Below are 24,877 nucleotides of genomic sequence, written 5' to 3'. Positions count from 1 at the left end.
TCAGGCTTGCACGAATCAGAGTGTGCTTGAGCAGGTTGTATGAGTTACCGGCAAAAAGCCTTGATTTGTCAGCTAAACTTCGACTTTTCGCCGATTTTGCCGTTCCAGTCCTTAAGTAAAATCGATCCTTGAAGTGCTTTTGGGCATTTCGACAACATGTTGCGCGTGAACAAGCTGGATGAAACACAGTCTGTTCTGCATCGAATATTTATTTACCGAAGCGCCCACTGGCGCATCGCTACCTTGAGATAGCCGTCTCCATGTTTGGTTCCAACGACGACAAAAAGACCCCAGCCGCGGCTGGCGAGAAGAAAGGCCTGTTCGGATGGCTGCGCAAAAAGCCGCAGGAACCCGTCGTCGAACAGCCGCAAGTGCCTGTCGAGCCGGTGCCGGCTCCGGTCATTGAAACCGCTCCCAGCGTAGCCCCGACCGAGCCGGTGGTGCTGTCGACCGGCGAGCCGGTGCTGCAACCCCGGGTCGAGGCCGAGCCGGTAGCGGCCGTTGCGCCCGAGCTGCCCCTGACTCCGAGCCCGGAGCACAAGCCCTGGCTGACTCTACCGGTAGCGGAAGAGCCGGTGGCCCTGGTGGAGGACGCTCAGGCGGAGCACGTCACTCCGCCGATTCCAGCCCTGGCCCCAGCATCTGAACCGGTGGTCGAAGCGCCGGTTGTCACCCCGGCTCCGGTGCTCGAAGTACAAACGCCGGTAGCGCCGGTATTCGTCGCGCCGGAGCCTGTTGCTCCTGCTCCTGCTCCTGCTCCTGCTCCTGCTCCTGCTCCTGCTCCTGTTGCCGAGCCGGTTGCCCAGGTGGCGGAGCCCGAGCCCGTGGTCGAGCCGGTCCGTCCTGTTGAAGAGAACAAGGTCGGTTTCTTCGCCCGCTTGAAGCAGGGCCTGTCCAAGACCAGCGCCAGCATTGGCGAAGGCATGGCCAGCCTGTTCCTGGGCAAGAAGGCCATCGATGACGAGTTGCTGGAAGACCTGGAAACCCGTCTGCTGACCGCCGACGTCGGGGTCGAAGCGACTTCGGTGATCATCCAGAACCTGACCCAGAAGGTGGCGCGCAAGCAGCTCACCGACTCCGATGCGCTGTACGCCTCGTTGCAGGCCGAACTCACCAGCATGCTCAAGCCGGTGGAGCAGCCGCTGAAAATCGTCGCCCAGAACAAACCCTTCGTGATCCTGGTGGTGGGCGTCAACGGCGCCGGCAAGACCACCACCATCGGCAAGCTGGCAAAGAAACTGCAGCTGGAAGGCAAGAAAGTCATGCTGGCGGCCGGCGATACCTTCCGCGCCGCGGCGGTGGAGCAACTGCAAGTCTGGGGCGAGCGCAACAAGATCCCGGTCATCGCCCAGCACACCGGAGCCGATTCCGCTTCGGTGATCTTCGACGCCGTGCAGGCGGCCAAGGCCCGTGGTATCGATGTGCTGATCGCCGACACGGCAGGGCGCCTGCACACCAAAGACAACCTGATGGAAGAGCTGAAGAAGGTTCGCCGGGTGATCGGCAAGCTCGACGCCGATGCGCCGCACGAGGTGCTGCTGGTGCTGGACGCGGGTACCGGCCAGAACGCCATCAACCAGGCCAAACAGTTCAACCAGACCGTGGAATTGACCGGCCTGGCCCTGACCAAACTCGATGGCACTGCCAAAGGCGGGGTGATCTTCGCCCTGGCCAAGCAATTCGGTCTGCCGATCCGTTATATCGGGGTCGGTGAAGGCATCGATGACTTGCGTACTTTTGAAGCAGAACCCTTTGTCCAGGCACTGTTTGCCGAGCGGGAGCGTTCATGATTCGTTTCGAACAGGTCGGTAAGCGCTATCCCAATGGCCACGTTGGCCTGCATGAGCTGAGCTTTCGCGTCCGTCGTGGCGAATTCCTGTTTGTCACCGGCCATTCCGGCGCCGGCAAAAGCACCTTGCTGCGCCTGCTGCTGGCCATGGAACGCCCTACCTCCGGCAAATTGCTGCTGGCGGGTCAGGACCTGGGACAGATCAGCAATGCACAGATCCCTTTCCTGCGGCGGCAGATCGGCGTGGTGTTCCAGAATCACCAGTTATTGTTCGATCGCACGGTGTTCAACAACGTCGCTCTGCCGTTGCAGATCCTCGGTCTGTCCAAGGCGGAAATCGCCAAGCGCGTGGATTCGGCCCTGGAGCGCGTGGCCTTGTCGGACAAAACCGATCTTTACCCAGGTGATCTGTCCACCGGTCAGCAACAGCGCGTAGGTATTGCTCGAGCCATCGTCCACCGCCCGGCTCTACTGCTGGCGGACGAACCCACGGGTAACCTCGACCCGCGTCTTGCGGCGGAAATCATGGGCGTGTTCGAAGACATCAACCGCCTGGGCACCAGCGTACTGATCGCCAGTCACGACCTGGCGCTGATCGCGCGCATGCGTCACCGCATGCTGACCCTGCAGCGCGGCCGATTGATTGGCGACGGGGAGGCCGGCGTATGAGTGCCACACGTACCCCTAAAGTGGCGGAGCGCGTAGCGCCCAAGGCCTCCGAAGCACCGCCACCGAAGAAAAAGCGCGACGAGGACGACGGTCCGGATTTCGCCACCCTGTTGCATGCCTGGATCGAAAGCCATCGCGCCAGCTTGCTGGACAGCCTGCGGCGCCTGGGCAAGCAGCCCATCGGCAGTTTCTTTACCTGCCTGGTGATGGCTGTGGCCCTGAGCTTGCCCATGGGCCTGTCGTTGCTGCTCAGCAACGTCGAGCGCCTGGGCGGTTCCTGGCAGCGGGCAGCGCAGATTTCGCTGTACCTGGATCTGGGGGCTTCAGCCAGCGAAGGTGAGAAGCTTGGCGAAGAGATCAAGGGCCTGCCCGGTGTGGCGGATGCCGAGTTCATCAGTAAGGAAAAGGCGCTGGAAGAATTCCAGCAGCAGTCCGGCCTGGGTGAGGCTTTGCGCGAGCTGCCCCACAATCCGCTGCCGGGCGTAGTGCTGGTCACGCCGAGCGAAGTGGACAAGGCGACCCTGGAGGCCTTGCGTCAGCGGTTGTCGGAAATGCCCAAGGTGCAACTGGCGCAGTTGGACCTGGTATGGGTCGAGCGGCTGGCGGCCATCCTCAAGCTGGGGGACCGTTTTGTCTTCGGCCTGACGGTGTTGCTGGTTTCTGCATTACTTTTGGTGATAGGCAATACCATTCGTCTTCATATTGAAAACCGCCGCACAGAGATAGAAGTGATTAAACTCGTCGGCGGCACAGACAGCTATGTGCGCCGTCCCTTCCTTTATATGGGCGCGTTGTATGGCTTCGGTGCGGGGATTCTGTCCTGGGGCGTACTGGCGTTTGGCCTGAACTGGCTGAACGACGCGGTGATCGGTTTGGCCGGCTTGTACGGCAGTGATTTTGCCCTGGCGGGGGTGCCGGTTGCTGATGGTCTATCGCTCTTGCTTGGTGCGGTGCTGTTGGGTTATATCGGTGCGTGGATTGCGGTGGCCCGCCACCTGAGGGAGCTGGCACCGAAGTAATGTCATTTTGCTTGTATTGACCTTTCAGAATATTTGGGAACTTGTTTCGCGGTTTCCGGTCAATTTTCGCAGTGCTGAACTGCACGAGTTATGTGAGTCGGAGGTTTTTTCGTATGACCACTTCTTTGCAACCTGCTTACGCATTGGTTCCAGGCGCAAACCTGGAGGCCTATGTGCACACGGTGAACAGCATTCCATTGCTGACGCCCGAGCAGGAGCGTGAACTGGCCGAGAGTCTCTACTATGAGCAGGATCTTGAGGCGGCTCGGCAGATGGTGCTCGCCCACCTGCGTTTTGTCGTACATATCGCCCGTAGCTATTCAGGCTATGGGTTGGCCCAGGCTGACCTGATCCAGGAAGGCAACGTTGGCCTGATGAAAGCCGTGAAGCGCTTCAACCCGGAAATGGGTGTGCGCCTGGTGTCCTTTGCGGTGCACTGGATCAAGGCGGAAATTCACGAGTTCATCCTGCGTAACTGGCGGATTGTGAAAGTCGCGACCACCAAGGCTCAGCGCAAGCTGTTCTTCAACCTGCGCAGCCAGAAGAAGCGTCTGGCCTGGCTGAACAATGAAGAAGTGCATCGCGTGGCGGAAAGCCTGGGCGTCGAGCCCCGTGAAGTGCGCGAGATGGAAAGCCGTCTGACCGGCCAGGACATGGCCTTCGATCCGGCTGCTGAAGCGGATGATGACAGCGCCTTCCAGTCGCCGGCCAACTACCTGGAAGACCATCGCTACGACCCGGCGCTGCAACTGGAAGATGCCGATTGGAGCGACAACTCCACCCACAACCTGCACGAAGCGCTGGAAGTGCTGGACGAGCGCAGCCGTGACATCCTCTACCAGCGCTGGCTGGCCGAAGAGAAAGCCACGCTGCACGACCTGGCGCAGAAGTACAACGTTTCGGCCGAGCGTATTCGCCAGCTGGAAAAGAGCGCGATGAACAAGTTGAAGCTGTCCATCGCCGCTTAAGCCTGAAGCGTCATGTAAAACGCCCCGAGATGATCGGGGCGTTTTTGTTTGCGTGTCTTTTGTAGGAGTGGCTTGTCGGCGAATAGGCCTGGTTTACCTAACCCGCCCACGGCGCTTTACGGGCTTCATTCAACCGATTCAGGTAATCGGCCCCACCCAACTGGCTCATCTGCCGCCGAACCCAGCCCGCCCGCTGCATCACATAAGTGCTGGGCCGCGCTGCGCTCCACACCCTTGGATTGGGCAGGACAGCGGCCAGCAGGCTGGCTTGCTGGCGCGACAGGTTGGCCGCGCTGACGCCGAAGTGATGGCGCGCCGCGGCTTCTGCCCCGAACACCCCTTCATCCCATTCGACACTGTTGAGGTAGACCTCAAGAATCCGCTGCTTGGGCCAGAACACCTCGATCAGCGCGGTGAACCAGGCTTCCAGCCCCTTGCGCAAGTAGCTGCGGCCGGACCAGAGGAACAGGTTTTTCGACACTTGCTGACTCAGGGTGCTGGCGCCACGGATCGAACCGCCCCGTTCGTTGTGGATCAACGCTGCCTGGATTGCATCGATATCGAAGCCCCAGTGCTCGGGGAATTTCTGATCCTCGCCGGCGATCACCGCCACCTTGAGGTTGTCGGAGATTTCATCCCAAGGCTTCCAGGTGCGTTGCAGGTCGATGGGGTCGTTGTCGATCCAGGATTCGACCTTGCGCTCCACCATCAGGGCGGTGCCCGGCGGCGGCACAAAACGGAACAGCAGCACCAGCAGCACGCTGCCGACGACGAACCACATCAAGGCTTTTACAAGGCGACGAAACAGATAACGCAGCATAGAGATGGCTTGGCCGAACCCGTTGAGCGCGCCATTATACAGACCCTTTGCGCTGAATCTGACTGGAGTTCCTCATGTTGCGTGGCTTCCTGATGCTGGCCGCTTTCTTCGGTTTCACCGGGGTCGCCCTGGGTGCCTTTGCCGCTCACGGTCTGAAAAACCGCCTGAGCACCGAGTACCTGGCTATTTTTCATACAGGGGTCACTTACCAGCTGGTGCATACCCTGGCGCTGTTCGGCGTCGCCTTGCTGGCGGCGCATATTCCAGGGCGGCTGGTGACCTGGGCCGGCATCGCGTTCACCCTGGGCATCCTGTTGTTCTCCGGCAGCCTGTACCTGTTGACCCTGAGCGGCATCAGCAAGCTGGGCATCATCACTCCTTTCGGTGGCCTGGCCTTCCTGGTTGGCTGGTTCCTGCTGGGCCTTGCCGCCTGGCGCCTGCAAGGGGCCGGCTGACGCTTGTAGCTGACCTTTAGGTCACGATCGGGCTAGAATGCTGGCCCCTAAAAATGATGGCGGCCTCGAGCATGCGCATTCAGTTGAACGGTGAATCCTTTGAACTGCCCGACGGCTCGACCGTTGCGGCCCTGCTGACCCGTCTGGACCTGACCGGACGCCGGATCGCGGTGGAACTCAATCTGGATATCGTTCCGCGCAGCCAGCACGCCGAGACCGCCCTCAACGAGGGCGACCAGGTGGAAGTGGTCCACGCCATCGGCGGCGGCTAGCCACTGGCGTCAATCGCGCTGCTACGTATTCTGCGCAGCGCCCTGGCCCGACTCCGGGCCTCTCCCATGGAAGACGCGTTCACCGGCCCCGGAATGAGGGCTCCAGGGCCCCGGGCCTGATGAAGAATTCTGCAAGAACCTCACCCCAACAGAGGATTTCCGATGAGCAACGTTCGTAGTGACAAGCCTTTCGTCCTGGCCGGTCGGACGTACCAGTCGCGTTTGCTGGTAGGCACCGGCAAGTACCGCGACATGGAAGAAACCCGCCTGGCCATCGAGGCCTCGGGTGCCGAGATCGTCACCGTCGCCGTGCGCCGGACCAATATCGGCCAGAACCCGGGCGAACCGAACCTGCTGGATATCCTGCCGCCGGATCGCTACACCATCCTGCCCAACACCGCCGGCTGCTATGACGCGGTGGAAGCGGTACGCACTTGCCGCCTGGCTCGCGAACTGCTGGACGGCCACAACCTGGTCAAGCTGGAAGTCCTGGCCGATCAGAAGACCTTGTTCCCCAACGTGCTGGAAACCCTCAAGGCCGCCGAAGTGCTGGTCAAGGAAGGTTTCGACGTGATGGTCTACACCAGCGATGACCCGATCATCGCTCGCCAACTGGCGGAAATGGGCTGCATCGCGGTCATGCCCCTGGCGGGCCTGATTGGCACCGGGCTGGGGATCTGCAACCCGTACAACCTGCAGATCATCCTCGAAGAAGCCAAGGTTCCGGTGCTGGTGGATGCCGGTGTCGGCACCGCCTCCGACGCCACCATCGCCATGGAGCTGGGCTGTGAGGCGGTGCTGATGAACTCGGCCATCGCCCATGCGCAGCAACCGGTGCTGATGGCCGAAGCCATGAAACACGCAATTGTCGCGGGCCGCCTGGCGTACCTCGCCGGTCGCATGCCGAAGAAACTCTATGCCAGCGCCTCCTCGCCGCTGGATGGTCTGATCAAGTAAGAGCCATTGATGACTGAATCAAACGACACGCCAATCCAGCCGGAAGCCGGCGACGAGCGCCAACACCGCCGTATCAAGAGTTTCGTGATGCGCGCCGGGCGCATGACCGAAGGCCAGCAGCGCGGCCTGGACCAGGGCGCGCCGCTGTACGTGCTGCCCCTGGCCGACGCCCCGGTGGACTACGACCAGGTGTTCGGCCGTTCAGCGCCGCGCTCTTTGGAAATCGGCTTCGGCATGGGCCACTCGCTGCTGGAAATGGCCGCGGCGGCTCCGGAGCAGGACTTCATCGGCGTGGAAGTTCACCGTCCGGGTGTCGGCGCGCTGCTCAATGGCGTGCTGACTCAGGGCCTGACCAACCTGCGGGTCTACGATTGCGACGCCATTGAAGTGCTCAATCGCTGCATCGCCGACAGCAGCCTGGATCGGCTGATGCTGTTCTTCCCCGATCCTTGGCACAAGAGCCGGCACCACAAGCGCCGTATCGTCCAGGCCTCCTTCGCCGAGCTGGTGCGCAGCAAGCTCAAGGTGGGCGGCATTCTGCACATGGCCACCGACTGGGAGCCCTATGCCGAATACATGCTGGAGGTGATGAACGTCGCCCCGGGTTACCGCAACCTGGCCGAAGACGGCAAGTGCGTACCGCGCCCAGCCGAACGCCCGATCACCAAGTTCGAGCGTCGTGGCGAGCGCCTGGGCCATGGCGTGTGGGATCTGAAGTTCGAAAAAATCGACTGAGCCGGACTCGCTATTGTAGGAGCTGGCCGGGCGGCGTTCCGCTGCCAGCGAAGGTGCCCTTAAGGACGCCTTCGCCAGCAAGCTGACTCCTACAAGGCTTGGATGAAACTGACCGGCACCTGGTCGGTCAGCCACACCCCATTCTCTGCCTGATAGAAAGTGAAACCCTGGGCCTGCATGGCCTGGGCGTCGACCTGCAGGATCACCACCTTGCCGTAACGCTGGCCCACGGCCTTGGCGGTGTCGATTTCCTGGGACAGGTGCACGTGATGGCGTGAGCCCGGGATCAGCCCCTTCTCATTGATCGACTCCATGAAGCGCGTGGCAGTGCCGTGGTAGAGCACGGCGGGTGGTTGCTTTGCCTCAAGTTGCAATTGCACGGCCTTGTTGGAGTGTCCCTGAACGGCACGAATTCGCTGGCCGTCAGCGGAGAGGGCGAAGCGCTTTTTGTCGTTGCCTTCGACCACCCGCTCGATCAGTTCCCGGTTCAGTTGCCGGCCGTTCTTGGCCGCGCCGCTGATCAGCGCGTCGAGATCGCCCCAGCCTTGGCTGTCCAGCTCAAGACCGATGGCCTGTGGCTCGTGGCGCAGCACGTAGCTGAGGAACTTGCTGGTGTCTTCGATGACTTTCTTGCTCATGTTCTTCCTTGATAACGGGGGCAGCCGTTGGATTGCGTTCGCCGGCAAGCCGGCTCCTACGGGGGGGCTGTAGGAGCCGGCTTGCCGGCGAAGGGGGGCGACAGGTCAGCGACGATCAGCGACCACGCCAATCAGCACCAGCACCACCAGCAGCACCGGCGCCAGGCTGTAGTTGTTGAACTGACTCAGGCCGCGGACGATCCACGGCGTGGCATAGATCAGCGCCAGGCCGCTGCCGACCATGCACAGCAAGGCCATCAGCGGCACGCGCAGGGCGCCGGCGATGCCGCCCAGGCGTTGCTCGACCCAGCCCTTGATGTCCGCGCCGAACAGCACCAGCAGACAGCCCACCAATGCCAGGGCGATTTCCGAGAGGTTGCTGCGACTCCAGCGGGACACGGTGGCAAGCAGGTCGAGTACCAGATCCATGTGATTTCCTTAGATCAGAAAGTATTGCAGCAGGTCATTGAGGAAGAGTTGCCCGCGGGCCGTGGCCGCCAGGCGTGACGGTTCGACCTGCAACAAGCCACTTTGTTCGGCCTGGCGCCGACCTTCGGCAAGGCTGGCCAGATCCAGGCCGGTGCGTTGGGCGAACAGCGCCGCGTCCACACCGTCGGTAAGGCGCAGAGCGTTCATCAGGAACTCGAACGGCAGCTCCTCGTTGCCCAGGGCCTTCTCGCCGGCCTTGAACGGCTTGGCCGGGTTCAGGTAGTCCTTGGGCAGGCGGGTCTTCCAGGTGCGCAGAATGCGCCCGTCCGGGTGGCTGAGCTTGCCGTGGGCACCGGCACCGATGCCGATGAAGTCGCCGAAGCTCCAGTAGTTCAGGTTGTGCCGCGCCGCGCGTCCGGGCTGGGCGTAGGCCGAGACTTCGTACTGGGCGTAGCCATGCTCGGCCAGCAGGGCCTGGCCGGCTTCCTGGATATCCCACAGGGTGTCGTCTTCCGGCAGCACCGGTGGCTGGTTCCAGAACACCGTGTTGGGTTCCAGGGTCAGCTGATACCAGGACAGGTGGGTCGGCTTCATGGCGATGGCCTGACGCAGATCGCCCAGGGCATCGTCCAGGGACTGATCCGGCAAGCCGTGCATCAGGTCCAGGTTGAAGTTGTCGAATCCGGCCTGGCGCGCCATGCCGGCGGCGCGAATCGCTTCGTCACCGTTGTGGATGCGGCCCAGGGCCTTGAGCTTCTGTTCCTGGAAGCTCTGGATGCCGATGGACAGGCGGTTGATTCCCAGGGCGCGATAGGCGGTGAATTTCTCCTGCTCGAAGGTCCCGGGGTTGGCTTCCAGGGTGATTTCGATATCGCTGGCGAAGGCGATGCGTTGTTCCACGCCCTGGAGCAGCCGCCCCAGGGCCTGGGCGCTGAACAGGCTCGGAGTACCGCCGCCGAAGAAGATCGAACTCAGCTCGCGGCCATGCACCGCGTGCAGCTCCAGGTCGAGGTCGGCCAGCAGGGCGTCGACGTACTCTTCTTCCGGCAACGTTGGGCTGGCGGCGTGGGAGTTGAAATCGCAATAAGGGCATTTGCGTACACACCACGGGATGTGGATGTACAGCGCCAGGGGCGGCAACTGGGGCAGCGCCGCCCGAGGCGTTGGCGCGCCGCCGAGAATCAGCGGCGACGCGGATCGGTCCTGGCTCATTGCAGGCCCAGGCGTTGCCGCAGAATGGCCATGGCGCGGGCGCGGTGGCTGAGCTGGTTTTTCTCCACGGGGCCCAGCTCGGCGCTGGAGCAGTCACGTTCCGGCACCCAGAACAGCGGGTCGTAGCCGAAACCGTGTTCGCCACTGGCGGCGGTGAGGATGCGCCCGTGCCACAGGCCTTCGCAGAGGATCGGCAACGGATCGTCGGCGTGCCGCACCAGGGCCAGGACGCAGACGAACTGCGCGCCGCGTTGCTCCTCGGGCACATCCTTCAGGGCTTCGAGCAGCTTGGCGTTGTTCGCCGCGTCGCCCTGGCCGTCGGCATAGCGCGCCGAGTAGATGCCCGGCGCGCCGCCGAGAAAGTCCACAGCCAGGCCGGAATCGTCCGCCAGTGCCGGCAAGCCGGAAATGCGCGCGGCATTGCGCGCCTTGAGGATGGCGTTTTCGACGAACGACAGACCGGTTTCTTCCGGCTCGACGCTGCTGAACTCGCCGATCGAGCGCAGTTGCACCGAGGCGCCGAGCATGGCCTGGAGTTCTTTGAGTTTGCCGGCGTTGTGGCTGGCCAGTACGAGTTGCGTGAGGTTCATTATTCGCCCGGGAATAGCTCTTGGTTGAAGCTGAAGCTGTTGGTGTCACCGCCCGTTTGCACGGTGATGGTGAACGTACGGTTTTCTTGCTGTTCCACCGGGAACTGGGCGATGTAGTAGATCGCGCCCTGTTCGGTGATCTGGCGGAATTTCAGCGGGATGCTCTTGCTGGTCAGGTCCTTGACCGTACCGCTGACCTGGCCGACCAGCGGCTTGCCATCCTTGATCAGGGAGACGTTGATCACGCCCTGGTTCTTGCTGCGAACCAGCTCTGCCGCTCTGGCGATGTCAGGCTGCAGGTAGGTGGAGTTGAAGGTGTTGTAGTGCACGGTGATGTCACCGAACACTTCTTTGCGTTCGCCCTTGATCGGGTCCGCGGCCAGGGCGCTCAGGCTCAGGCAGGCGGCCAATAGAAATGTAACCAGACGTCCCATGGTGGTTCTCCTCGATGCAACGTGGTTTATACCGCGACTTTGTGATCCTGCAGGCCGGGACTGCTGACGCGGTAGATGCCGATCTCTCCCAACAGATTAGGCCATAGCTTACTGGCCCACCCGTGGCGGTGTTGTTGATCGACGGCAAGGCGGTTGATCACCCGGGCTTGCCGCTCGCGGCACAGCTCTTCGAAGTCCTCGAAGGTGCAGAAGTGGATGTTCGGCGTGTTGTACCAGGTGTACGGCAGGAACTCCGAGACCGGCATCCGACCCTTGCTGGCCAGGTACCAGCGGCAGCGCCAGTGGCCGAAGTTGGGGAAAGTGATGATGCACTGGCGGCCGACCCGGAGCATTTCGTCGAGGATCTTGTCCGGGTAGTGCACGGCCTGCAGGGCCTGGGTCATGACCACGATATCGAAGCTGTTGCTGGCGAAGTTGCCCAGGCCCTTGTCCAGGTCCTGCTCGATCACGTTGATGCCCTTGGCCACGCACTCGGCAATGTTGTCCGGGTCGTTTTCCAGGCCGTAGCCGGTGACTTGCTTGTGTTCCTGCAGCCAGCTCAGCAGCTCGCCGTTACCGCAGCCCAGGTCGAGGACGCGGCTGCCGGCGGGGATCCATTCCTGGATGATTTCCAGATCGGCTCTCATCGAGTCCTCACAAGGTAATGCGGTTCATGTAGTGACTAAAGGCCTGCAAGTAGCGCGGGATCGGGATCAGGAAGGCGTCGTGCCCCTGGGGTGCGTCGATCTCCAGGTAGCAGACGTCCTTGCGCGCCGCCATCAGCGCGTCCACCAGCTCCCGGGAACGGGCCGGGGAGAAGCGCCAGTCGGTGGTGAAGGACATCACGCAGAACTTGGCGCTGGCGTTGGCGAAGGTCTTGGCCAGGTCGTCGTCGAAGTTTGCCGCCGGGTCGAAATAGTCCAGGGCCTTGGTCATCAGCAGGTAGGTGTTGGCGTCGAAACGCCCGGAAAACTCTTCGCCCTGATAGCGCAGGTAGCTTTCCACCTGGAATTCGACGCTGTGGAAGTCGTAGTTGAGCTTTTCGCTCTTGAGGCCGCGGCCGAATTTCTCGCCCATGGAGTCATCGGACAGGTAGGTGATGTGCCCGACCATGCGCGCCAGCATCAGCCCGCGCTTGGGGATCACGCCTTGTTCCTGGAAGGAACCGCCGTGGAACTCCGGGTCGGTGAGAATCGCCTGGCGTGCCACTTCGTTGAAGGCAATGTTCTGCGCCGAGAGCTTGGGGGCCGAGGCGATGGCCAGGCAGTGCCGTACCCGGTCCGGGTAGGTGATGGTCCATTGCAGGGCCTGCATGCCGCCCAGGCTGCCGCCGATCACCGCCGCCCACTGGGCAATGCCCAGGCGGTCCGCCAGGCGCGCCTGGCTGTGCACCCAGTCTTCCACGGTAAGCACCGGGAAGTCGGCGCCGAACGGCTTGCCGGTTTCCGGATTGAGGCTGCTGGGGCCGGTGGAGCCGTTGCAACCGCCGAGGTTGTTGAGGCTGACCACGAAGAACTTGTTGGTGTCGATCGGCTTGCCGGGACCGATGCAGCTGTCCCACCAACCGGGTTTGCGGTCATCAACGCTGTGGTAGCCGGCGGCGTGGTGATGGCCGGACAGGGCGTGGCAGATCAGCACCGCGTTGCTGGCGCTGGCGTTGAGCTGACCATAGGTTTCGTAGATCAGGTCGTAGGCCGGTAGCGCGCGTCCGCAGGCCAGGGCCAGAGGATCGCTGAAGTGCGCTATTTCTGGCGTGACCAGACCAACAGAATCGGGGGGAAAGGCAGTTGGCATCGACCCTGCTCTCATTTAAATGAGGCGTAAGTCTAAAGACCGCTGCCCCCAGCGGCAAGCAAAGCCCGGGGCTGTATTTGGTTGGAGAAATGGCGGGGTGAGATTCGCTGGCAAGCCAGCGCCCACAGCGGACCTGGGGCGTAGGAGCCGGCTTGCCGAAGAATCAGGCAGGGCGCGCCAGCCCCGGCAGATCCGGCAGCTTCTTCGGCGCTTGCAGGCGCACGCGCTTCTGCCGGTTCAACTCGCCACTGACCAGGCTGACGTGGCTCTTGGGAATGCCGAAAGCCTTGGCCAGGAACGCCATCAAGTGAGCATTGGCCTTGCCCTCCACAGGCGGGGCGGTGAGGCGGATCTTCAGCCGCTCCCCATGCAGGCCAGAGAACTCGTCGCTGCTGGCCTTGGGTTGCAGGTGACAATCGAGAATCAGATCGTCACCGTCCCAGCGGAAGTAGCTCATCAGATCAGCCCGAACAACTCAGGGGGCATGAAGGTGTAGAGCGCCAGGCGCGGAATCAGCCACTGTTGCACCAGCTGGATCACGATGAAGGCCAGGATTGGCGAGATGTCCAGGCCGCCCAGGTTGGGCACGATGCGCCGGAATGGGGCCAGCAGCGGCTCGCTGATCTGGTAGGCCAGTTCCGCGCCCGGGCTCTGGCTGCCAGGAGCGACCCAGGACAGGATCACGCTGATGATCATGGCGAAGAACCAGATCTTCAGGAACAGCGCGAAGATGCCGATCGGCGCCCACAGCAGCAGTCCCAGGGCATTGAAGGAGATTTGGCTGAGGGTCAGGACGATGGCGAACAGCGCCATTTGGACGATCAGGGCCAGGACCAGCGAGGACATGTCGAGCCCGAACATGCTGGGGATCACCCGGCGCAGGGGTTTGAGCAGTGGCTGGGTGGCGCGCACGATGAACTGGCAGATAGGGTTGTAGAAGTTCGCCCGCACCACTTGCAGCATGAAGCGCAGCAGGACCACCAGCAGGTACAGGCTGCCCAGGGTCTGAATCACAAAAATGGCAGCGTCGTTGAGTCCGAACATTATCGATTCCTTTGTAGGGGCGAGTTAACGACCGAGTTGTTCGGCCATTTCGGCCGAGCGGTGCGCGGCGGCACCCAATGCTTTTTCCACCAGGGCTTCAAAGCCGTTGGCCTGGAACGATTTGATCGCGGCTTCCGTGGTGCCGGCTGGCGACGTTACGCGGCGACGCAGCTCGGCGGCGTCGACGTCACTGGACACTGCCATGTGGGCCGCCCCCAGGGCGGTCTGCAGGGTCAGTTGGGCGGCGGTTTCCCGAGGCAGGCCGAGCTTTTCGCCAGCGGCGGTCATGGCTTCGATCAGCAGGAAGAAATACGCCGGGCCGCTGCCGGACACCGCGGTCACAGCGTCCAGTTGCTGCTCTTGATCCAGCCACAGGGCGATGCCCACGGCGGACAGCAGTTCTTCGGCCTGATGGCGCTGTTCAGGGCTGACCTGGGCGGTGGCATACAGGCCGCTGACGCCCTGGCGCAGCAGCGCCGGGGTGTTGGGCATGCAGCGCACGATCGGTTGCTCGCCGAGCCAGTGGTTCATGCTGGCGCAGGTGATGCCGGCGGCAATGGACACCACCAGCTGCTGCGGCTGCAGGCTCGGGCGCAGGGCTTCGCACACGGCTTTCATGGCCTGGGGTTTGACCGCCAGGACGATCACATCGACGCCGGCGATGGCTTCGGCGTTGTCGGCGAACACCTGGATGCCATGTTCGGCAGCCACCTTGGCCCGGGTTTCGGCGCCGGGGTCACTGGCACGGATCTGTGCCGCCTCAAGGCCTTTGGCCCGCAGGCCACCGATGAGGCTGGCCGCCATGTTGCCGGCGCCGATAAAAGCGATACGAGTCGTGTTCATGACAGGTCCTTATGAGAGGTCAGTGTCAGTCGCATCAGGACTGACTGTAGTCGCGGGCACCAAACAGTGCGGTACCGATCCGCACCCAGGTGGCGCCCTGGGCGATGGCCGCTTCGAGGTCGTGGCTCATGCCCATGGAAAGGGTGTCCAGGGGCAGCTTGAGGTTGTCGCGCAGTTGGTTGTTCAGGGCCTGCACCGCCGCGAAGGCGGCTTCCTGGGCGGCGCGGTCCTCGGTGGGCTCGGGAATCGCCATCAGCCCGCGCAGTTGCAGGCGTGGCAAGGCGCTGATGGCCCTGGCCAGGTCTGGCAGGTCGGCCGGGGTACAGCCGGACTTGCTGGCTTCGCCACTGACATTCACCTGGATGCAGATGTTCAGCGGTGGCAGTTCGGCGGGGCGTTGCTCGGACAGGCGTTGTGCGATTTTCAAGCGATCCACGGAATGCACCCAGGCAAAATGCTCGGCAATGGCGCGAGTCTTGTTCGACTGAATGGGGCCGATGAAGTGCCAACTCAAGGGCAGGTCCGCCAGTTCCTGTTGTTTGCCCAGGGCTTCTTGCAGGTAGTTCTCGCCGAAGTCCCGCAGGCCGGCGGCATAGGCTTCGCGCAGGGCGGCGGCGGGTTTGGTCTTGCTCACGGCCAGCAGCATGACGCTGTCCGGGGCACGCTGTGCGGCCTGGCAGGCGCTGCGGATACGCTCGGCTAGCTGGGCAATGTTGTCTGCTATCGTGGACATTCGATTTCTTCTCAAAAGTACCGGCGACCGGGAGCCTGTGACCTTGGCCGCCAACCGCCGCATGAATCCACCAGACCCTGATTGTCGACCGGCCCGAGCATCGCTCAAGGGCCGCGCCGGTCATTGCCCGGCATGGCGGCTGGGTCTGAAGCTCGCGGCATTCTACTGGAATTGGGGGGCACTATGGACATCACCGAACTCCTGACTTTGAGCATCTCCCGGGGCGCTTCCGACCTGCATCTGTCTGCCGGACTGGCGCCGATGTTGCGCATTGATGGCGATATTCGTCCGCTGGACAGCCCGGCGCTGGATGCACAGCAGGTGCTGGCCTTGATGCATGGCCTGATGAGCGAGCCACAGCGGCAGGTGTTCGCCAGCCAGCAGGATCTGGACTTTGCCTACGAACTGCCGGGCGTGGCGCGGTTCCGGGTCAATGCCTTCCAGCACTCCCGGGGAGCGGCTGCAGTGCTGCGCCTGATCCCGTCACGGGTACTGAGCTTGGAGGCGTTGGGACTGGGGCAAGTGTTTCAGCAGATTGCCGAAGCGCCCCGGGGGCTGGTGCTGGTCACCGGGCCCACCGGTAGCGGCAAGTCCACCACCTTGGCGGCGATGATCGATCACCTGAACCAGCATCGGCAGCAGCACATCCTCACCCTCGAAGACCCCATCGAGTTCATTCATCCGCAGAAAAGTTGCCTGATCCACCAGCGCGAAGTGCCGCGTGATACCCGCAGTTTCGCCACCGCCTTGCGTGCGGCGCTGCGGGAGGACCCGGACGTGATCCTGCTGGGAGAGTTGCGCGATCTGGAAAGCATTCGCCTGGCCCTGACCGCCGCCGAAACCGGGCACCTGGTGTTCGCCACCTTGCACACTGCATCCGCGGCCAAGAGCATCGACCGGCTGGTGGACGTGTTCCCGGGGGAGGAAAAGGCCCTGGTGCGCTCGATGCTGGCCGAGTCGTTGCAGGCGGTCATTGCCCAGGTGTTGCTGAAGAAAGTGGGCGGTGGGCGGGTGGCGGCTCACGAAATCATGCTGGGCAATGCGGCGATCCGTAACCTGATTCGCGAGGACAAGGTGGCGCAGATGTATTCGGCGATCCAGACCGGCGGGGCCCAGGGCATGCGCACCCTGGACATGAGCCTCAAGGCATTGCTGGGGCAAGGGCTGATCAGCCGAGAACAGGCGCGGGATCAGGCCCGGATGCCGGAGAGCTTTTGACAGGGCTGGAAATGCATTCGCCGGCAAGCCGGCTCCTACAGGTGGGTGTAGGAACCGGCTTGCCGGCGAATGGGCGAATCAGCAGATCAGCGCTGCACGACCCGCAGAGGAGCCTGTTCCTTGGGCAGTACCCGCTTGGCAACCACGTAGTGGCTCTGCCAGTAGGGTTTCTTCAGGGTGTCGATGGTCACTGCCTTGCCGCGCCGTGGGGCGTGGATAAAGCGGTCTTCGCCCAGGTAGATGGCGACGTGGTTGACCTTGCGGCTCTTGATGTTGAAGAACAGCAGATCGCCCGGCTTCAGGTCCTTGCGCTCGACCTTCTGCCCGTGGCCGCTGGCCATGGCGTTGGAGGTGCGTGGCAGGTCCACGGCGGCAACGTCATTGAAGGCGTAGCGCACCAGGCCGCTGCAATCGAAGCCTTTACTTGGGCTGCTGCCGCCCCAACGATAGGGGGTGCCCAGCACATTGACCGCACGGCTGAGGACAGTGGTGCTTGGCCGGCCGGCGTTGTTGGCCACCAGCTTGCTGTCGGCCTTGCTCAGGCGGGTGGGGTGCTTGATGGTGGTCTTGTTCTTGGCGGTGACCGTCGAAACATGGGGTTTCGGGGTGTAGCCATTAACGTTGGGAAGTCGTTGCTCACGGTTGGTGGCGTGGGCGGCCAGTGGCATTAATAGGCAAATGGTTAGCCATGTCTTGAAAAATGGTCGCATTAGGCAAGGCTCTTATTTGGTTAGCGCGCAACTTTATAACAGCTTTCAGGTCACTTCCGTGGCCGTTTGTCGATTCAACCTTGGGGTCAACTTCGGCAAAGAGGTGGCAACTTGACGCAGAAAACCGTCAGAAGTCAGGCAGTACAAGGCTTTGGCGGAACAGAAGGTAACATTGTCCACACGTCGAAAGCCTGTAAAAAAGTCACAAAGATTTTAAGAATATTTATCTATCACCTAGCAAGAGGCTCTTAATGAACACCTATCGTCAGGATGCATCCGCCCATGACACCCACAGCAAGGTGATCGGTTACCTGTTGTGGATTCTCGGTTTTACCGGCGCTCACCGCTTCTATTACGGCAAGCCGGTGACCGGGACCATCTGGTTCTTCACCCTCGGTCTATTGGGCATTGGCTGGCTGATCGACTTGTTCCTGATCCCGTCCATGGATCGGGAAGCGGACTTGCGCTTTACCTCTGGTCCCGTGGAATACAGCGTGGCCTGGATTCTGCTGACCTTCCTCGGGGTATTTGGCGTACATCGCATGTACCAGGGCAAATGGTTGAGCGGTGTGCTCTACCTGTTCACCGGTGGTTTGTTCTTCCTGGGGGTGCTGTACGACTTCTGGACCCTGAACGACCAGGTCTCCCTGGAAAACGCCAAACGCCGTTGACCCAGTCAGCGGCGCAGGCAGTGATGGCGTTGCATGTAGCTGTTGCCGCAGGCCGCCATCAGGAGCGGCGGCTCCTTCGGAGCCGTTCGCAGCCTGCGGCAGCGGCTACAGGGCACCAGCCAGGCAATCAGCCTTGATAGCTGATATGCCCATCCACCAGGGTGTAGCGCACCGTGCCCGGCAGGCTATGGCCGAGGAACGGGCAGTTCTCGCCCTTGGACAGCCAGCGCTCGCCGGCCACGGTGGAACTGGCAGGGTCGAACAGCACCAGGTCCGCTGCGCCACCTTCCACCAGCTTGCCCGCTGGCAGGCGCAAGGCCTCGGCAGGACCAGCGCTGAGGCGCGCCAGCAGGGTCGGCAGGTCCAGTAAACCGTCCTGAACCAGGGTCAGGGCCAGTGGCAGCAGCAACTCGACGCTGCTGATGCCGGGCTCGGTGGCCCCGAACGGCGCCAGCTTGGCATCGCGCTCGTGGGGCTGGTGATGGCTGGAGATGGCTTGCACCACCCCGGACTTCACCGCTGCACGCAGGGCATCACGGTCGGCCCGCGAGCGCAGTGGCGGCTGCACGTGATACAGGCTGGAGAAGTCGATCAGCGCCTCATCGGTGAGGATCAGCTGATACAGCGCCACATCGGCGGTCACTGGCAGGCCGCGGGCCTGGGCCTGGGCAATCAGTTCCACGCCCCGGGCGCTGGTCAGCTGGCTGAAGTGAGCGCGCACGCCGCTTTGTTCCACCAGCAGCAGGTCCCGGGCCAGGGCCACGGTTTCCGCGCTTTCCGGGATGCCCGGCAAACCGAGGAAGCTGGCGGTAGCACCTTCATGGGCCAGGCCGCCTTCGGCCAGGTCGCGGTCCTGGGAGTGGAAGATCACTGTCAGGTCGAAGGTGGCGGCGTATTCCAGGGCACGGCACAGGGTGCGGGTGCTGCGGAAGCCTTCCAGGCCATTGCCGAAGGCCACGCAGCCGGCGTCACGCAACGCGATCAGCTCCGCCAACTGCTCGCCCTCCAGGCCCTTGCTCAGAGCCCCGATCGGGAACACCTTGCTGTTGCCGGCTTCCCGGGCGCGGTCGAGGATCAGTTCGGCCACGGCCGAGGTATCCAGTACCGGTTTGGTATGCGGCGGGCAGCACAGACTGGTGACGCCACCGGCCGCGGCGGCGCGGGTTTCGCTGGCAATGCTGCCCTTGCGGCTGTAGCCCGGCTCGCGCAGGGCCACGCTCAGGTCCACCAGGCCGGGCGCGGCCACCAGGCCCTTGGCGTCGATGATAGTGACGGCATTGAAACCATTGGGTGCGGCGCCGATGGCGACGATCTTGCCGGCTTCCAGGTGCAGATCAGTGGTTTGATCCAGGCCGCTGCTTGGATCGATGACGCGGGCGCCGAGAATGCTGAGCTTCACTGGGCGTTCTCCTGCTCGAATTGTCGCTGGGCGGTCTGCCCGCTCATGGCCATGGACAGTACCGCCATGCGCACTGCAATGCCGTAGGTCACCTGATTGAGGATCACCGAGTGCGGACCGTCGGCCACCGCCGATTCGATCTCCACACCGCGGTTGATCGGGCCTGGGTGCATGACGATGGCGTCGGGCTTGGCCCCGGCCAGGCGTGCGGTGGTCAGGCCGAACAGGCGGTAGAACTCGCCTTCGCTGGGCAGCAGGCCGCCCTGCATGCGTTCACGCTGCAGGCGCAACATGATCACCACGTCCACGTCTTTCAGGCCTTCGGTCATGTCGGTGTAGACCTTGACCCCGTACTGCTCGATGCCGATCGGCAGCAGGGTTTTCGGTGCGATCACGCGGATGTCCGGGCAGCCGAGGGTTTTGAGCGCCAGCATGTTCGAGCGCGCCACCCGCGAGTGCAGGATGTCGCCGACGATGGCCACCGAGAGGTTCTCGAAGCCGCCCTTGTGCCGGCGGATGGTCAGCATGTCGAGCATGCCCTGGGTCGGGTGGGCGTGACGGCCGTCGCCGCCGTTGATGATCGCCACTTGCGGGCACACGTGTTCGGCGATGAAGTGCGCGGCGCCGGAGTCGCCGTGGCGTACCACGAACATGTCGGCGGCCATGGCTTCCAGGTTGCGCAGGGTGTCCAGCAGGGTTTCACCCTTGCTCGCCGAGGAGGTCGAGACATTCAGGGTGATCACGTCCGCCGACAGCCGCTGGGCCGCCAGTTCGAAGGTGGTGCGGGTACGGGTGGAGTTCTCGAAGAACACGTTGCACACGGTCTTGCCGCGCAGCAGCGGGACTTTCTTGACCGCCCGGGCGCCGACTTCGAGGAAGGAGTCGGCGGTGTCGAGGATTTCTGTCAGCAGCTCGCGGTTCAGGCCGTCGAGGGACAGGAAATGGCGCAGCTGGCCCTGATCGTTGAGCTGCAGCGGGCGCTTGGCGTCTAGAGGCGTCATCGCAATGGACTCTTAAAAGGGCGAGTTAGAGGGCGAGGTCTTGGAGCTCGAGTTGAAGCGGCGCAGGACCGGACAATTTTACCCGCTCGTGGGCGGCCAGCGACAGGGTCGCGCCCACCACATTCGGACGAATCGGCAGCTCGGCGGCGTTCAGGTCCAGCAGGCAGACCAGGGTCACGCTGGCTGGACGGCCATAGTCGAACAGCTCGTTGAGGGCGGCGCGGATGGTCCGGCCGCTCATCAGCACGTCATCGATCAGCACCAGATGCTGGCCTTCGATCTCGAACGGCAGTTCCGAGGGGCGAACTTGCGGGTGCAGGCCGTTCTGGCTGAAGTCGTCGCGGTAGAAGGACACATCCAGGGTGCCCAGGGGTGCGTCGCTGCCCAGGGCTTCCAACAGGGCCTGGGCCACCCACACGCCACCGGTACGGATACCGATGAAGCGCGGCTCGCTGATGGCGCGCTGGGCCAGGTGGGCGTTGAGATCAGTGGCCATCTGGCTGATCAGGGCGGCGGGATTGGGCAGGCTCATGGTGGCTCCTTCGTGGGCTCGCGCCTGCTGCCGGGCAGCAGGGCACGGGAACTTACGGCTGGTGTTGGGCCAGGAGGCGCGCAGCCTTGGGCCGCGCATCTTCAGGATTCGGGATCTCAGGTATTCAACAGCGTGGCGTTTTCGTCGAGCCAGCCCTGCAGCAGCAGGGCCGCGGCGATGGCGTCTACCGGGTTGTCGCGGTAACTGCCTTTCTGCCCGCCCCGGGCCAGGCGTTCGCCCTTGGCCTCGAAGGTGGTCAGGCGTTCATCGTGGGTATAGAAGGGCACATTGAAGCGGCCGTTCAGGCGCCGGGCGAACTTCTCGGCGCGCACGCACATGTCGCTGGGGCTGCCGTCCATGTTCAGGGGCAGGCCCACCACCACGGCGTCGGGTTTCCATTCCTTGATCAGGGCTTCCACCTGATTCCAGTCCGGCACGCCGTTCTGCGCCTTCAGGGTGCACAGCTCACGGGCCTGGCCGGTGATGGCCTGACCCACAGCAACGCCGATCTGCTTGGTGCCGTAGTCGAAGCCCAGGATCAGTCGCAAGGCCATCAGGCGTGCCCCGCCTGGCTGGTGAGCAGGCTGAGGTTGACCCCCAGGTGCCGGGCGGCGGCTTCCAGGCGCAATTCGCTGCTGGTGTTGAACAGGATGTCGGCGTCGAAGGGGCAGGTCAGCCAGGCGTTGTCCGCCAGTTCGGCTTCCAGCTGCCCGGCTTCCCAGCCGGCATAGCCCAGGGCGATCAGGCTCTTGGCCGGGCCCACGCCGTCGGCAATGGCGAACAGCACATCCTGGGAGGTGGACAGGGACAGCCCTTCGAATTCCACCGTGGCCTGATAGATCGGGCCGTTGGGGTGCAGGACAAAACCGCGATCAGTCTGCACCGGGCCGCCGCTGAAGATCGGCACATGCTGGCACAGCAGCGACGGTTCTTCGTCGGGGCGCAATTGTTCGAGGATATCGGCCAGGCTCAGGTCCAGGGGCCGATTGATCACCAGGCCCATGGCGCCACTGGCATTGTGCTCGACGATATAGGTCAACGTCTGGGCAAAATTCGGGTCGGCCATATGGGGCATGGCGATCAGGAAGTGATGCTTGAGATAGCTGGGGCTGACATTTTTCATGAGCGCTAGTGTGGCGGTGGCGGGCCCGGCTGACAAGCGCGCCCTGTGCAGGAGCTGGCTTGCCAGCGAAGGCGTCATTGGCATTTGCGCCGCTCTGTCGGGCCTCTTCGAGGTCACAGGGGCGAAAGATCAGTTGCTGGACAGTTTGTCGCCCCGGGCGAAGCGCCAGGTGCGGATGATTTCCAGGCGGTCGATGTCCGACAGGTCGCCGGTAAAGGGGGCGAACGGCGCCGCCAGGCGCACGATGCGTTGGGCGGCCTGGTCCAGCAGCGGCTGGCCGGAGGACTCCAGCACCAGCACTTCGTACAGGGAACCGTCGCGGTTGATCGAGACCATCAGCCGCAAGTTGCCGTAGATCTGCTTGCGCCGGGCTTCCTCGGGGTAGTTGAGGTTGCCGATGCGCTCGACCTTCTTGCGCCACTCGTCCTTATACCAGGCGCCCTTGTCGCGCATGGTGGAGGCGGCGCTCAGGCGGTGGATGCGTGGGCGCTTGGCGTACAGCTGCTGTTCGTTGGCCAGTTCGGCTTCCAGGCTGGAAATCTCGCTGGACAGTTGGGCGCTGTCGAAACGCGGGGTATCGGCCTTTGGCGTCGGGTCTTTCTTGACCTCTTCACGCTGGGTCACGGTCTTTTTCGGCTTCGGCGCGGTGGTGGCCACGGCCGCTTTGGGCGCGACTTCCTTGACTTCAGGTTTGACTGACGGTGGCGGCACGACCTTTTTCACCGAGTTGTCCTGAAAGGGGGCGACTTCGGTGGTTTTCGGAATGGCCTTCTTGTCCAGGGTGCCGCTGCCTTCCTGGTTTTCCTGGGCGAGGAAGTCGGCCTTCTTCGGCTTGGTCTCGCTCTTGAAGGTGGCCAGGGTGATTTCCAGGGTCTTGCTGATCGCCTTGGGTTCGGCAAAGGAAAAGCCCAGGCCGAGGATCAGTGCCAGGTGCAGGAGCGCCGCCAGGAACAGGGTAAATCCCAGGCGATCGGCCGCGCGCACGCCGCTATGGGCCAGCTCGGGGGGCAGATCGGACGGGAGGTTCATCGACGGTTCGACATCACAGGAGGCATCACACAACCAACATCACGGTTTCACAGGCGGCGCATGATAACGCAATGTTGGTTTCAAGCCTTGAGTGCCAAGCTTCAAGCGACAAGCTGCAGCTTGATGCAGATCAAGCTTGCGGCTTGTTGCTGGCGGCTTGCAGTTTGCGTTCGATGGCATCCATCAGCCGTGCGCCGATCTGGGTGCCGAAGGCATTGTCGATTTCACGGATGCAGGTGGGGCTGGTGACGTTGATTTCCGTCAGGTGCTCGCCGATCACGTCGAGGCCGACGAACAGCAGGCCCTTGGCCCGCAGGGTCGGGCCGACCTGAGCGGCAATCCAGCGATCCTTGTCGCTCAGTGGACGGGCCTCGCCACGACCGCCGGCGGCCAGGTTGCCACGGGTTTCACCGGCGGCGGGGATGCGCGCCAGGCAGTAATCCACCGGCTCGCCATCGATCATCAGGATGCGCTTGTCGCCGTCCTTGATGGCCGGCAGGTAGGCCTGGGCCATGATCTGCTGGCTGCCGAGCACGGTCAGGGTTTCCAGGATCACCGACAGGTTCGGGTCGCCGGCGCGGTGACGGAAGATCGAGGTGCCGCCCATGCCGTCCAGGGGCTTGAGAATCACATCGCCATGCTGGGCGGCGAACTCGCGCAATACATCGGCGCGACGGCTGACCACGGTGGGCGGGGTGCACTGTGGGAACAGGGTGGCAAACAGCTTTTCATTGCAGTCGCGCAGGCTTTGGGGCTTGTTCACCACCAGCACGCCGGCGCTTTCGGCCTGTTCCAGCAGGTAGGTGGAGTAGACGAACTCCATGTCGAAGGGCGGGTCCTTGCGCATCAGGATCACGTCCAGATCGCTCAGCGGGCAGTCGATCTCGGCGTCCAGCTCGAACCATTTCTCCGGGTTGGCGAACACCTGCAGCGGCCGCATGCGCGCCCGGGCCACGCCGGCGCCCTGGTACAGGTCGCGCTGCTCCATATAGAAGAGGGTCCAGCCGCGCTCCTGGGCGGCCAGCAGCATGGCCAGCGAGCTGTCCTTCTTGTAGGAGATGCTGGCGATAGGGTCCATGACAATCCCGACGCGAACGCTCATGGGTGGATTCCTTTAAGAAAATGAGTGGATGCAAGGCAAAAAAAGTGGCGTCAGAGTGGCGCTGACAAGGGCCTGGGTCAAGGAAAAACCACTGCCTGGCGTGGTCCATAGATTGCAGGGGGGAGAGTGTGCTAAAAAGGCTCGCATGCCGGGCCGAGGCCTTGAAGTTCAAGGGTTTGGGGCGTTGGCCAGCGGTACCGGATCAAATCATTCGCTGGGGCGATGGCAGAGCAGATATGGAACAGCATTCCAACGCCTTGAAGGTGATGGTGATCGACGATTCGAAGACGATTCGCCGCACGGCCGAAATGCTGCTGAAGAACGTCGGCTGTGAAGTCATTACCGCAGTGGACGGCTTCGAAGCGCTGTCGAAGATCGTCGACCACCACCCCGGAATCATTTTCGTCGACATCATGATGCCGCGGCTCGACGGTTATCAGACCTGTGCGCTGGTGAAGAACCACAGCGCGTTCAAGTCCATTCCCGTGATCATGCTGTCCTCCAAGGACGGCCTGTTCGACAAGGCCAAGGGGCGTATCGTCGGCTCCGACCAGTTTTTGACCAAACCCTTCAGCAAGGAAGAACTGCTGAGCGCAATCAAGGCCCACGTTCCGGACTTTGTCGCGCTTGCGCCACAGTAGACACGCACAATGGTGTCCGGCCCGCGGGCCGCGCGCCTATACCGTATGGG

Annotated in this window: 31 protein-coding genes; 11 read left to right on the top strand and 20 right to left on the bottom strand. The window is 62.9% G+C overall.

Annotated elements, in window-relative coordinates; genetic code table 11:
* Window positions 1-260: 260 nt before the first annotated feature.
* The 4 genes from ftsY to rpoH all read left to right on the top strand — a co-directional run bounded on the left by ftsY (window position 261) and on the right by rpoH (window position 4,445).
* Complete coding sequence (gene ftsY / locus PFZ56_RS03745) at window positions 261-1,790, top strand: signal recognition particle-docking protein FtsY (protein WP_394304586.1); 1,530 nt, start codon at window positions 261-263, stop codon at window positions 1,788-1,790.
* Window positions 1,787-2,458 (top strand): cell division ATP-binding protein FtsE, encoded by a 672-nt coding sequence (gene ftsE / locus PFZ56_RS03740; protein WP_016967614.1) that lies wholly within the window; start codon window positions 1,787-1,789, stop codon window positions 2,456-2,458. Before ftsY ends, ftsE begins: the two co-directional genes overlap by 4 nt.
* Complete coding sequence (gene ftsX, locus PFZ56_RS03735) at window positions 2,455-3,477, top strand: permease-like cell division protein FtsX (RefSeq protein ID WP_102862090.1); 1,023 nt, start codon at window positions 2,455-2,457, stop codon at window positions 3,475-3,477. Before ftsE ends, ftsX begins: the two co-directional genes overlap by 4 nt.
* Before the next feature lie 113 nt (window positions 3,478-3,590).
* Window positions 3,591-4,445 carry an RNA polymerase sigma factor RpoH gene (rpoH, locus tag PFZ56_RS03730; protein WP_016967616.1) on the top strand — a complete coding sequence of 285 codons (855 nt, stop codon included), beginning with the start codon at window positions 3,591-3,593 and terminating at the stop codon, window positions 4,443-4,445.
* Window positions 4,446-4,542: 97 nt separating this feature from the next.
* Here rpoH and mtgA read toward each other — a convergent pair whose 3' ends face one another.
* Window positions 4,543-5,265, bottom strand: coding sequence for a monofunctional biosynthetic peptidoglycan transglycosylase (gene mtgA / locus PFZ56_RS03725; RefSeq protein WP_102862089.1), 723 nt, complete (start codon window positions 5,263-5,265; stop codon window positions 4,543-4,545).
* A 74-nt stretch (window positions 5,266-5,339) separates the two neighbouring features.
* Here mtgA and PFZ56_RS03720 point away from each other — a divergent pair, with 74 nt between their 5' ends.
* The 4 genes from PFZ56_RS03720 (at window position 5,340) to trmB (ending at window position 7,684) form a co-directional block, all read left to right on the top strand.
* Window positions 5,340-5,720 carry a DUF423 domain-containing protein gene (locus tag PFZ56_RS03720; RefSeq protein WP_102862088.1) on the top strand — a complete coding sequence of 127 codons (381 nt, stop codon included), beginning with the start codon at window positions 5,340-5,342 and terminating at the stop codon, window positions 5,718-5,720.
* A 71-nt stretch (window positions 5,721-5,791) separates the two neighbouring features.
* A complete protein-coding gene (thiS, locus tag PFZ56_RS03715; protein WP_162884096.1) occupies window positions 5,792-5,992 on the top strand; it encodes a sulfur carrier protein ThiS in 201 nt (66 codons plus the stop codon).
* Between the two features lie 162 nt (window positions 5,993-6,154).
* The gene (locus tag PFZ56_RS03710; protein WP_007921204.1) at window positions 6,155-6,949 is read left to right on the top strand and encodes a thiazole synthase; all 795 of its coding nucleotides are present in this window, start codon (window positions 6,155-6,157) and stop codon (window positions 6,947-6,949) included.
* A gap of 9 nt (window positions 6,950-6,958) precedes the next feature.
* Window positions 6,959-7,684, top strand: a complete 726-nt coding sequence (gene trmB, locus PFZ56_RS03705) for a tRNA (guanosine(46)-N7)-methyltransferase TrmB (protein WP_170001803.1) — start codon at window positions 6,959-6,961, stop codon at window positions 7,682-7,684.
* Between the two features lie 89 nt (window positions 7,685-7,773).
* Here trmB and PFZ56_RS03700 read toward each other — a convergent pair whose 3' ends face one another.
* From PFZ56_RS03700 to PFZ56_RS03650, 11 genes are all read right to left on the bottom strand, one after another.
* Complete coding sequence (locus PFZ56_RS03700) at window positions 7,774-8,322, bottom strand: RNA 2'-phosphotransferase (protein WP_170001805.1); 549 nt, start codon at window positions 8,320-8,322, stop codon at window positions 7,774-7,776.
* A 105-nt stretch (window positions 8,323-8,427) separates the two neighbouring features.
* A complete protein-coding gene (locus PFZ56_RS03695; RefSeq protein WP_011064021.1) occupies window positions 8,428-8,751 on the bottom strand; it encodes a DUF3392 domain-containing protein in 324 nt (107 codons plus the stop codon).
* A gap of 9 nt (window positions 8,752-8,760) precedes the next feature.
* Window positions 8,761-9,963: a radical SAM family heme chaperone HemW gene (gene hemW / locus PFZ56_RS03690; protein WP_110652428.1), complete on the bottom strand. Its 1,203-nt coding sequence runs from the start codon at window positions 9,961-9,963 to the stop codon at window positions 8,761-8,763.
* Window positions 9,960-10,556, bottom strand: coding sequence for an RdgB/HAM1 family non-canonical purine NTP pyrophosphatase (gene rdgB, locus PFZ56_RS03685; RefSeq protein WP_170001860.1), 597 nt, complete (start codon window positions 10,554-10,556; stop codon window positions 9,960-9,962). Before rdgB ends, hemW begins: the two co-directional genes overlap by 4 nt.
* Window positions 10,553-10,987, bottom strand: a complete 435-nt coding sequence (locus PFZ56_RS03680; protein ID WP_102881169.1) for a DUF4426 domain-containing protein — start codon at window positions 10,985-10,987, stop codon at window positions 10,553-10,555. The genes rdgB and PFZ56_RS03680 overlap by 4 nt, the downstream gene beginning before the upstream one ends.
* Before the next feature lie 26 nt (window positions 10,988-11,013).
* Complete coding sequence (metW, locus tag PFZ56_RS03675; RefSeq protein WP_011064017.1) at window positions 11,014-11,634, bottom strand: methionine biosynthesis protein MetW; 621 nt, start codon at window positions 11,632-11,634, stop codon at window positions 11,014-11,016.
* Window positions 11,635-11,641: 7 nt separating this feature from the next.
* On the bottom strand, window positions 11,642-12,781 hold the full coding sequence (locus tag PFZ56_RS03670) for a homoserine O-acetyltransferase (protein ID WP_102862082.1): 1,140 nt from the start codon (window positions 12,779-12,781) through the stop codon (window positions 11,642-11,644).
* 163 nt (window positions 12,782-12,944) lie between these two features.
* Window positions 12,945-13,238 (bottom strand): DUF167 domain-containing protein, encoded by a 294-nt coding sequence (locus PFZ56_RS03665; RefSeq protein ID WP_170001807.1) that lies wholly within the window; start codon window positions 13,236-13,238, stop codon window positions 12,945-12,947.
* Window positions 13,238-13,825 carry a YggT family protein gene (locus PFZ56_RS03660; RefSeq protein WP_102862080.1) on the bottom strand — a complete coding sequence of 196 codons (588 nt, stop codon included), beginning with the start codon at window positions 13,823-13,825 and terminating at the stop codon, window positions 13,238-13,240. Before PFZ56_RS03660 ends, PFZ56_RS03665 begins: the two co-directional genes overlap by 1 nt.
* Before the next feature lie 24 nt (window positions 13,826-13,849).
* Window positions 13,850-14,668, bottom strand: coding sequence for a pyrroline-5-carboxylate reductase (gene proC, locus PFZ56_RS03655; protein WP_102862079.1), 819 nt, complete (start codon window positions 14,666-14,668; stop codon window positions 13,850-13,852).
* Between the two features lie 34 nt (window positions 14,669-14,702).
* A complete protein-coding gene (locus PFZ56_RS03650) occupies window positions 14,703-15,401 on the bottom strand; it encodes a YggS family pyridoxal phosphate-dependent enzyme (protein ID WP_170001809.1) in 699 nt (232 codons plus the stop codon).
* Between the two features lie 183 nt (window positions 15,402-15,584).
* Between PFZ56_RS03650 and PFZ56_RS03645 the strand changes: the two genes are divergently transcribed.
* Window positions 15,585-16,619, top strand: coding sequence for a type IV pilus twitching motility protein PilT (locus PFZ56_RS03645; RefSeq protein ID WP_170001811.1), 1,035 nt, complete (start codon window positions 15,585-15,587; stop codon window positions 16,617-16,619).
* 86 nt (window positions 16,620-16,705) lie between these two features.
* On the opposite strand, the gene PFZ56_RS03640 is transcribed toward PFZ56_RS03645, so the two are convergent.
* Window positions 16,706-17,329 (bottom strand): C40 family peptidase, encoded by a 624-nt coding sequence (locus PFZ56_RS03640; protein ID WP_102862076.1) that lies wholly within the window; start codon window positions 17,327-17,329, stop codon window positions 16,706-16,708.
* 251 nt (window positions 17,330-17,580) lie between these two features.
* Between PFZ56_RS03640 and PFZ56_RS03635 the strand changes: the two genes are divergently transcribed.
* Window positions 17,581-18,000: a TM2 domain-containing protein gene (locus tag PFZ56_RS03635; RefSeq protein WP_102862075.1), complete on the top strand. Its 420-nt coding sequence runs from the start codon at window positions 17,581-17,583 to the stop codon at window positions 17,998-18,000.
* A gap of 127 nt (window positions 18,001-18,127) precedes the next feature.
* On the opposite strand, the gene PFZ56_RS03630 is transcribed toward PFZ56_RS03635, so the two are convergent.
* The 7 genes from PFZ56_RS03630 to gshB form a co-directional block, all read right to left on the bottom strand.
* On the bottom strand, window positions 18,128-19,399 hold the full coding sequence (locus PFZ56_RS03630) for a dihydroorotase (RefSeq protein WP_170001813.1): 1,272 nt from the start codon (window positions 19,397-19,399) through the stop codon (window positions 18,128-18,130).
* A complete protein-coding gene (locus PFZ56_RS03625; protein ID WP_011064007.1) occupies window positions 19,396-20,400 on the bottom strand; it encodes an aspartate carbamoyltransferase catalytic subunit in 1,005 nt (334 codons plus the stop codon). The genes PFZ56_RS03630 and PFZ56_RS03625 overlap by 4 nt, the downstream gene beginning before the upstream one ends.
* A 25-nt stretch (window positions 20,401-20,425) precedes the next feature.
* Complete coding sequence (pyrR, locus tag PFZ56_RS03620; RefSeq protein WP_060841533.1) at window positions 20,426-20,932, bottom strand: bifunctional pyr operon transcriptional regulator/uracil phosphoribosyltransferase PyrR; 507 nt, start codon at window positions 20,930-20,932, stop codon at window positions 20,426-20,428.
* Window positions 20,933-21,048: 116 nt separating this feature from the next.
* Window positions 21,049-21,486 (bottom strand): Holliday junction resolvase RuvX, encoded by a 438-nt coding sequence (ruvX, locus tag PFZ56_RS03615; RefSeq protein WP_016964942.1) that lies wholly within the window; start codon window positions 21,484-21,486, stop codon window positions 21,049-21,051.
* Window positions 21,486-22,055: a YqgE/AlgH family protein gene (locus PFZ56_RS03610; protein WP_102862072.1), complete on the bottom strand. Its 570-nt coding sequence runs from the start codon at window positions 22,053-22,055 to the stop codon at window positions 21,486-21,488. The genes ruvX and PFZ56_RS03610 overlap by 1 nt, the downstream gene beginning before the upstream one ends.
* Before the next feature lie 129 nt (window positions 22,056-22,184).
* Window positions 22,185-23,084 (bottom strand): energy transducer TonB, encoded by a 900-nt coding sequence (locus tag PFZ56_RS03605; RefSeq protein ID WP_102881163.1) that lies wholly within the window; start codon window positions 23,082-23,084, stop codon window positions 22,185-22,187.
* 130 nt (window positions 23,085-23,214) lie between these two features.
* Window positions 23,215-24,186, bottom strand: coding sequence for a glutathione synthase (gene gshB, locus PFZ56_RS03600; protein ID WP_102881162.1), 972 nt, complete (start codon window positions 24,184-24,186; stop codon window positions 23,215-23,217).
* Window positions 24,187-24,422: 236 nt separating this feature from the next.
* On the opposite strand from gshB, the gene pilG reads away from it, so the two are divergent.
* On the top strand, window positions 24,423-24,827 hold the full coding sequence (gene pilG / locus PFZ56_RS03595) for a twitching motility response regulator PilG (protein ID WP_025131048.1): 405 nt from the start codon (window positions 24,423-24,425) through the stop codon (window positions 24,825-24,827).
* Window positions 24,828-24,877: the final 50 nt, after the last annotated feature.

Source organism: Pseudomonas danubii, assembly GCF_042980055.1.
GTDB classification, from domain to species: domain Bacteria; phylum Pseudomonadota; class Gammaproteobacteria; order Pseudomonadales; family Pseudomonadaceae; genus Aquipseudomonas; species Aquipseudomonas danubii.
The sequence above is the reverse complement of the archived record's forward strand: the minus strand, read 5'-3'. Positions and strand labels throughout refer to the sequence as shown.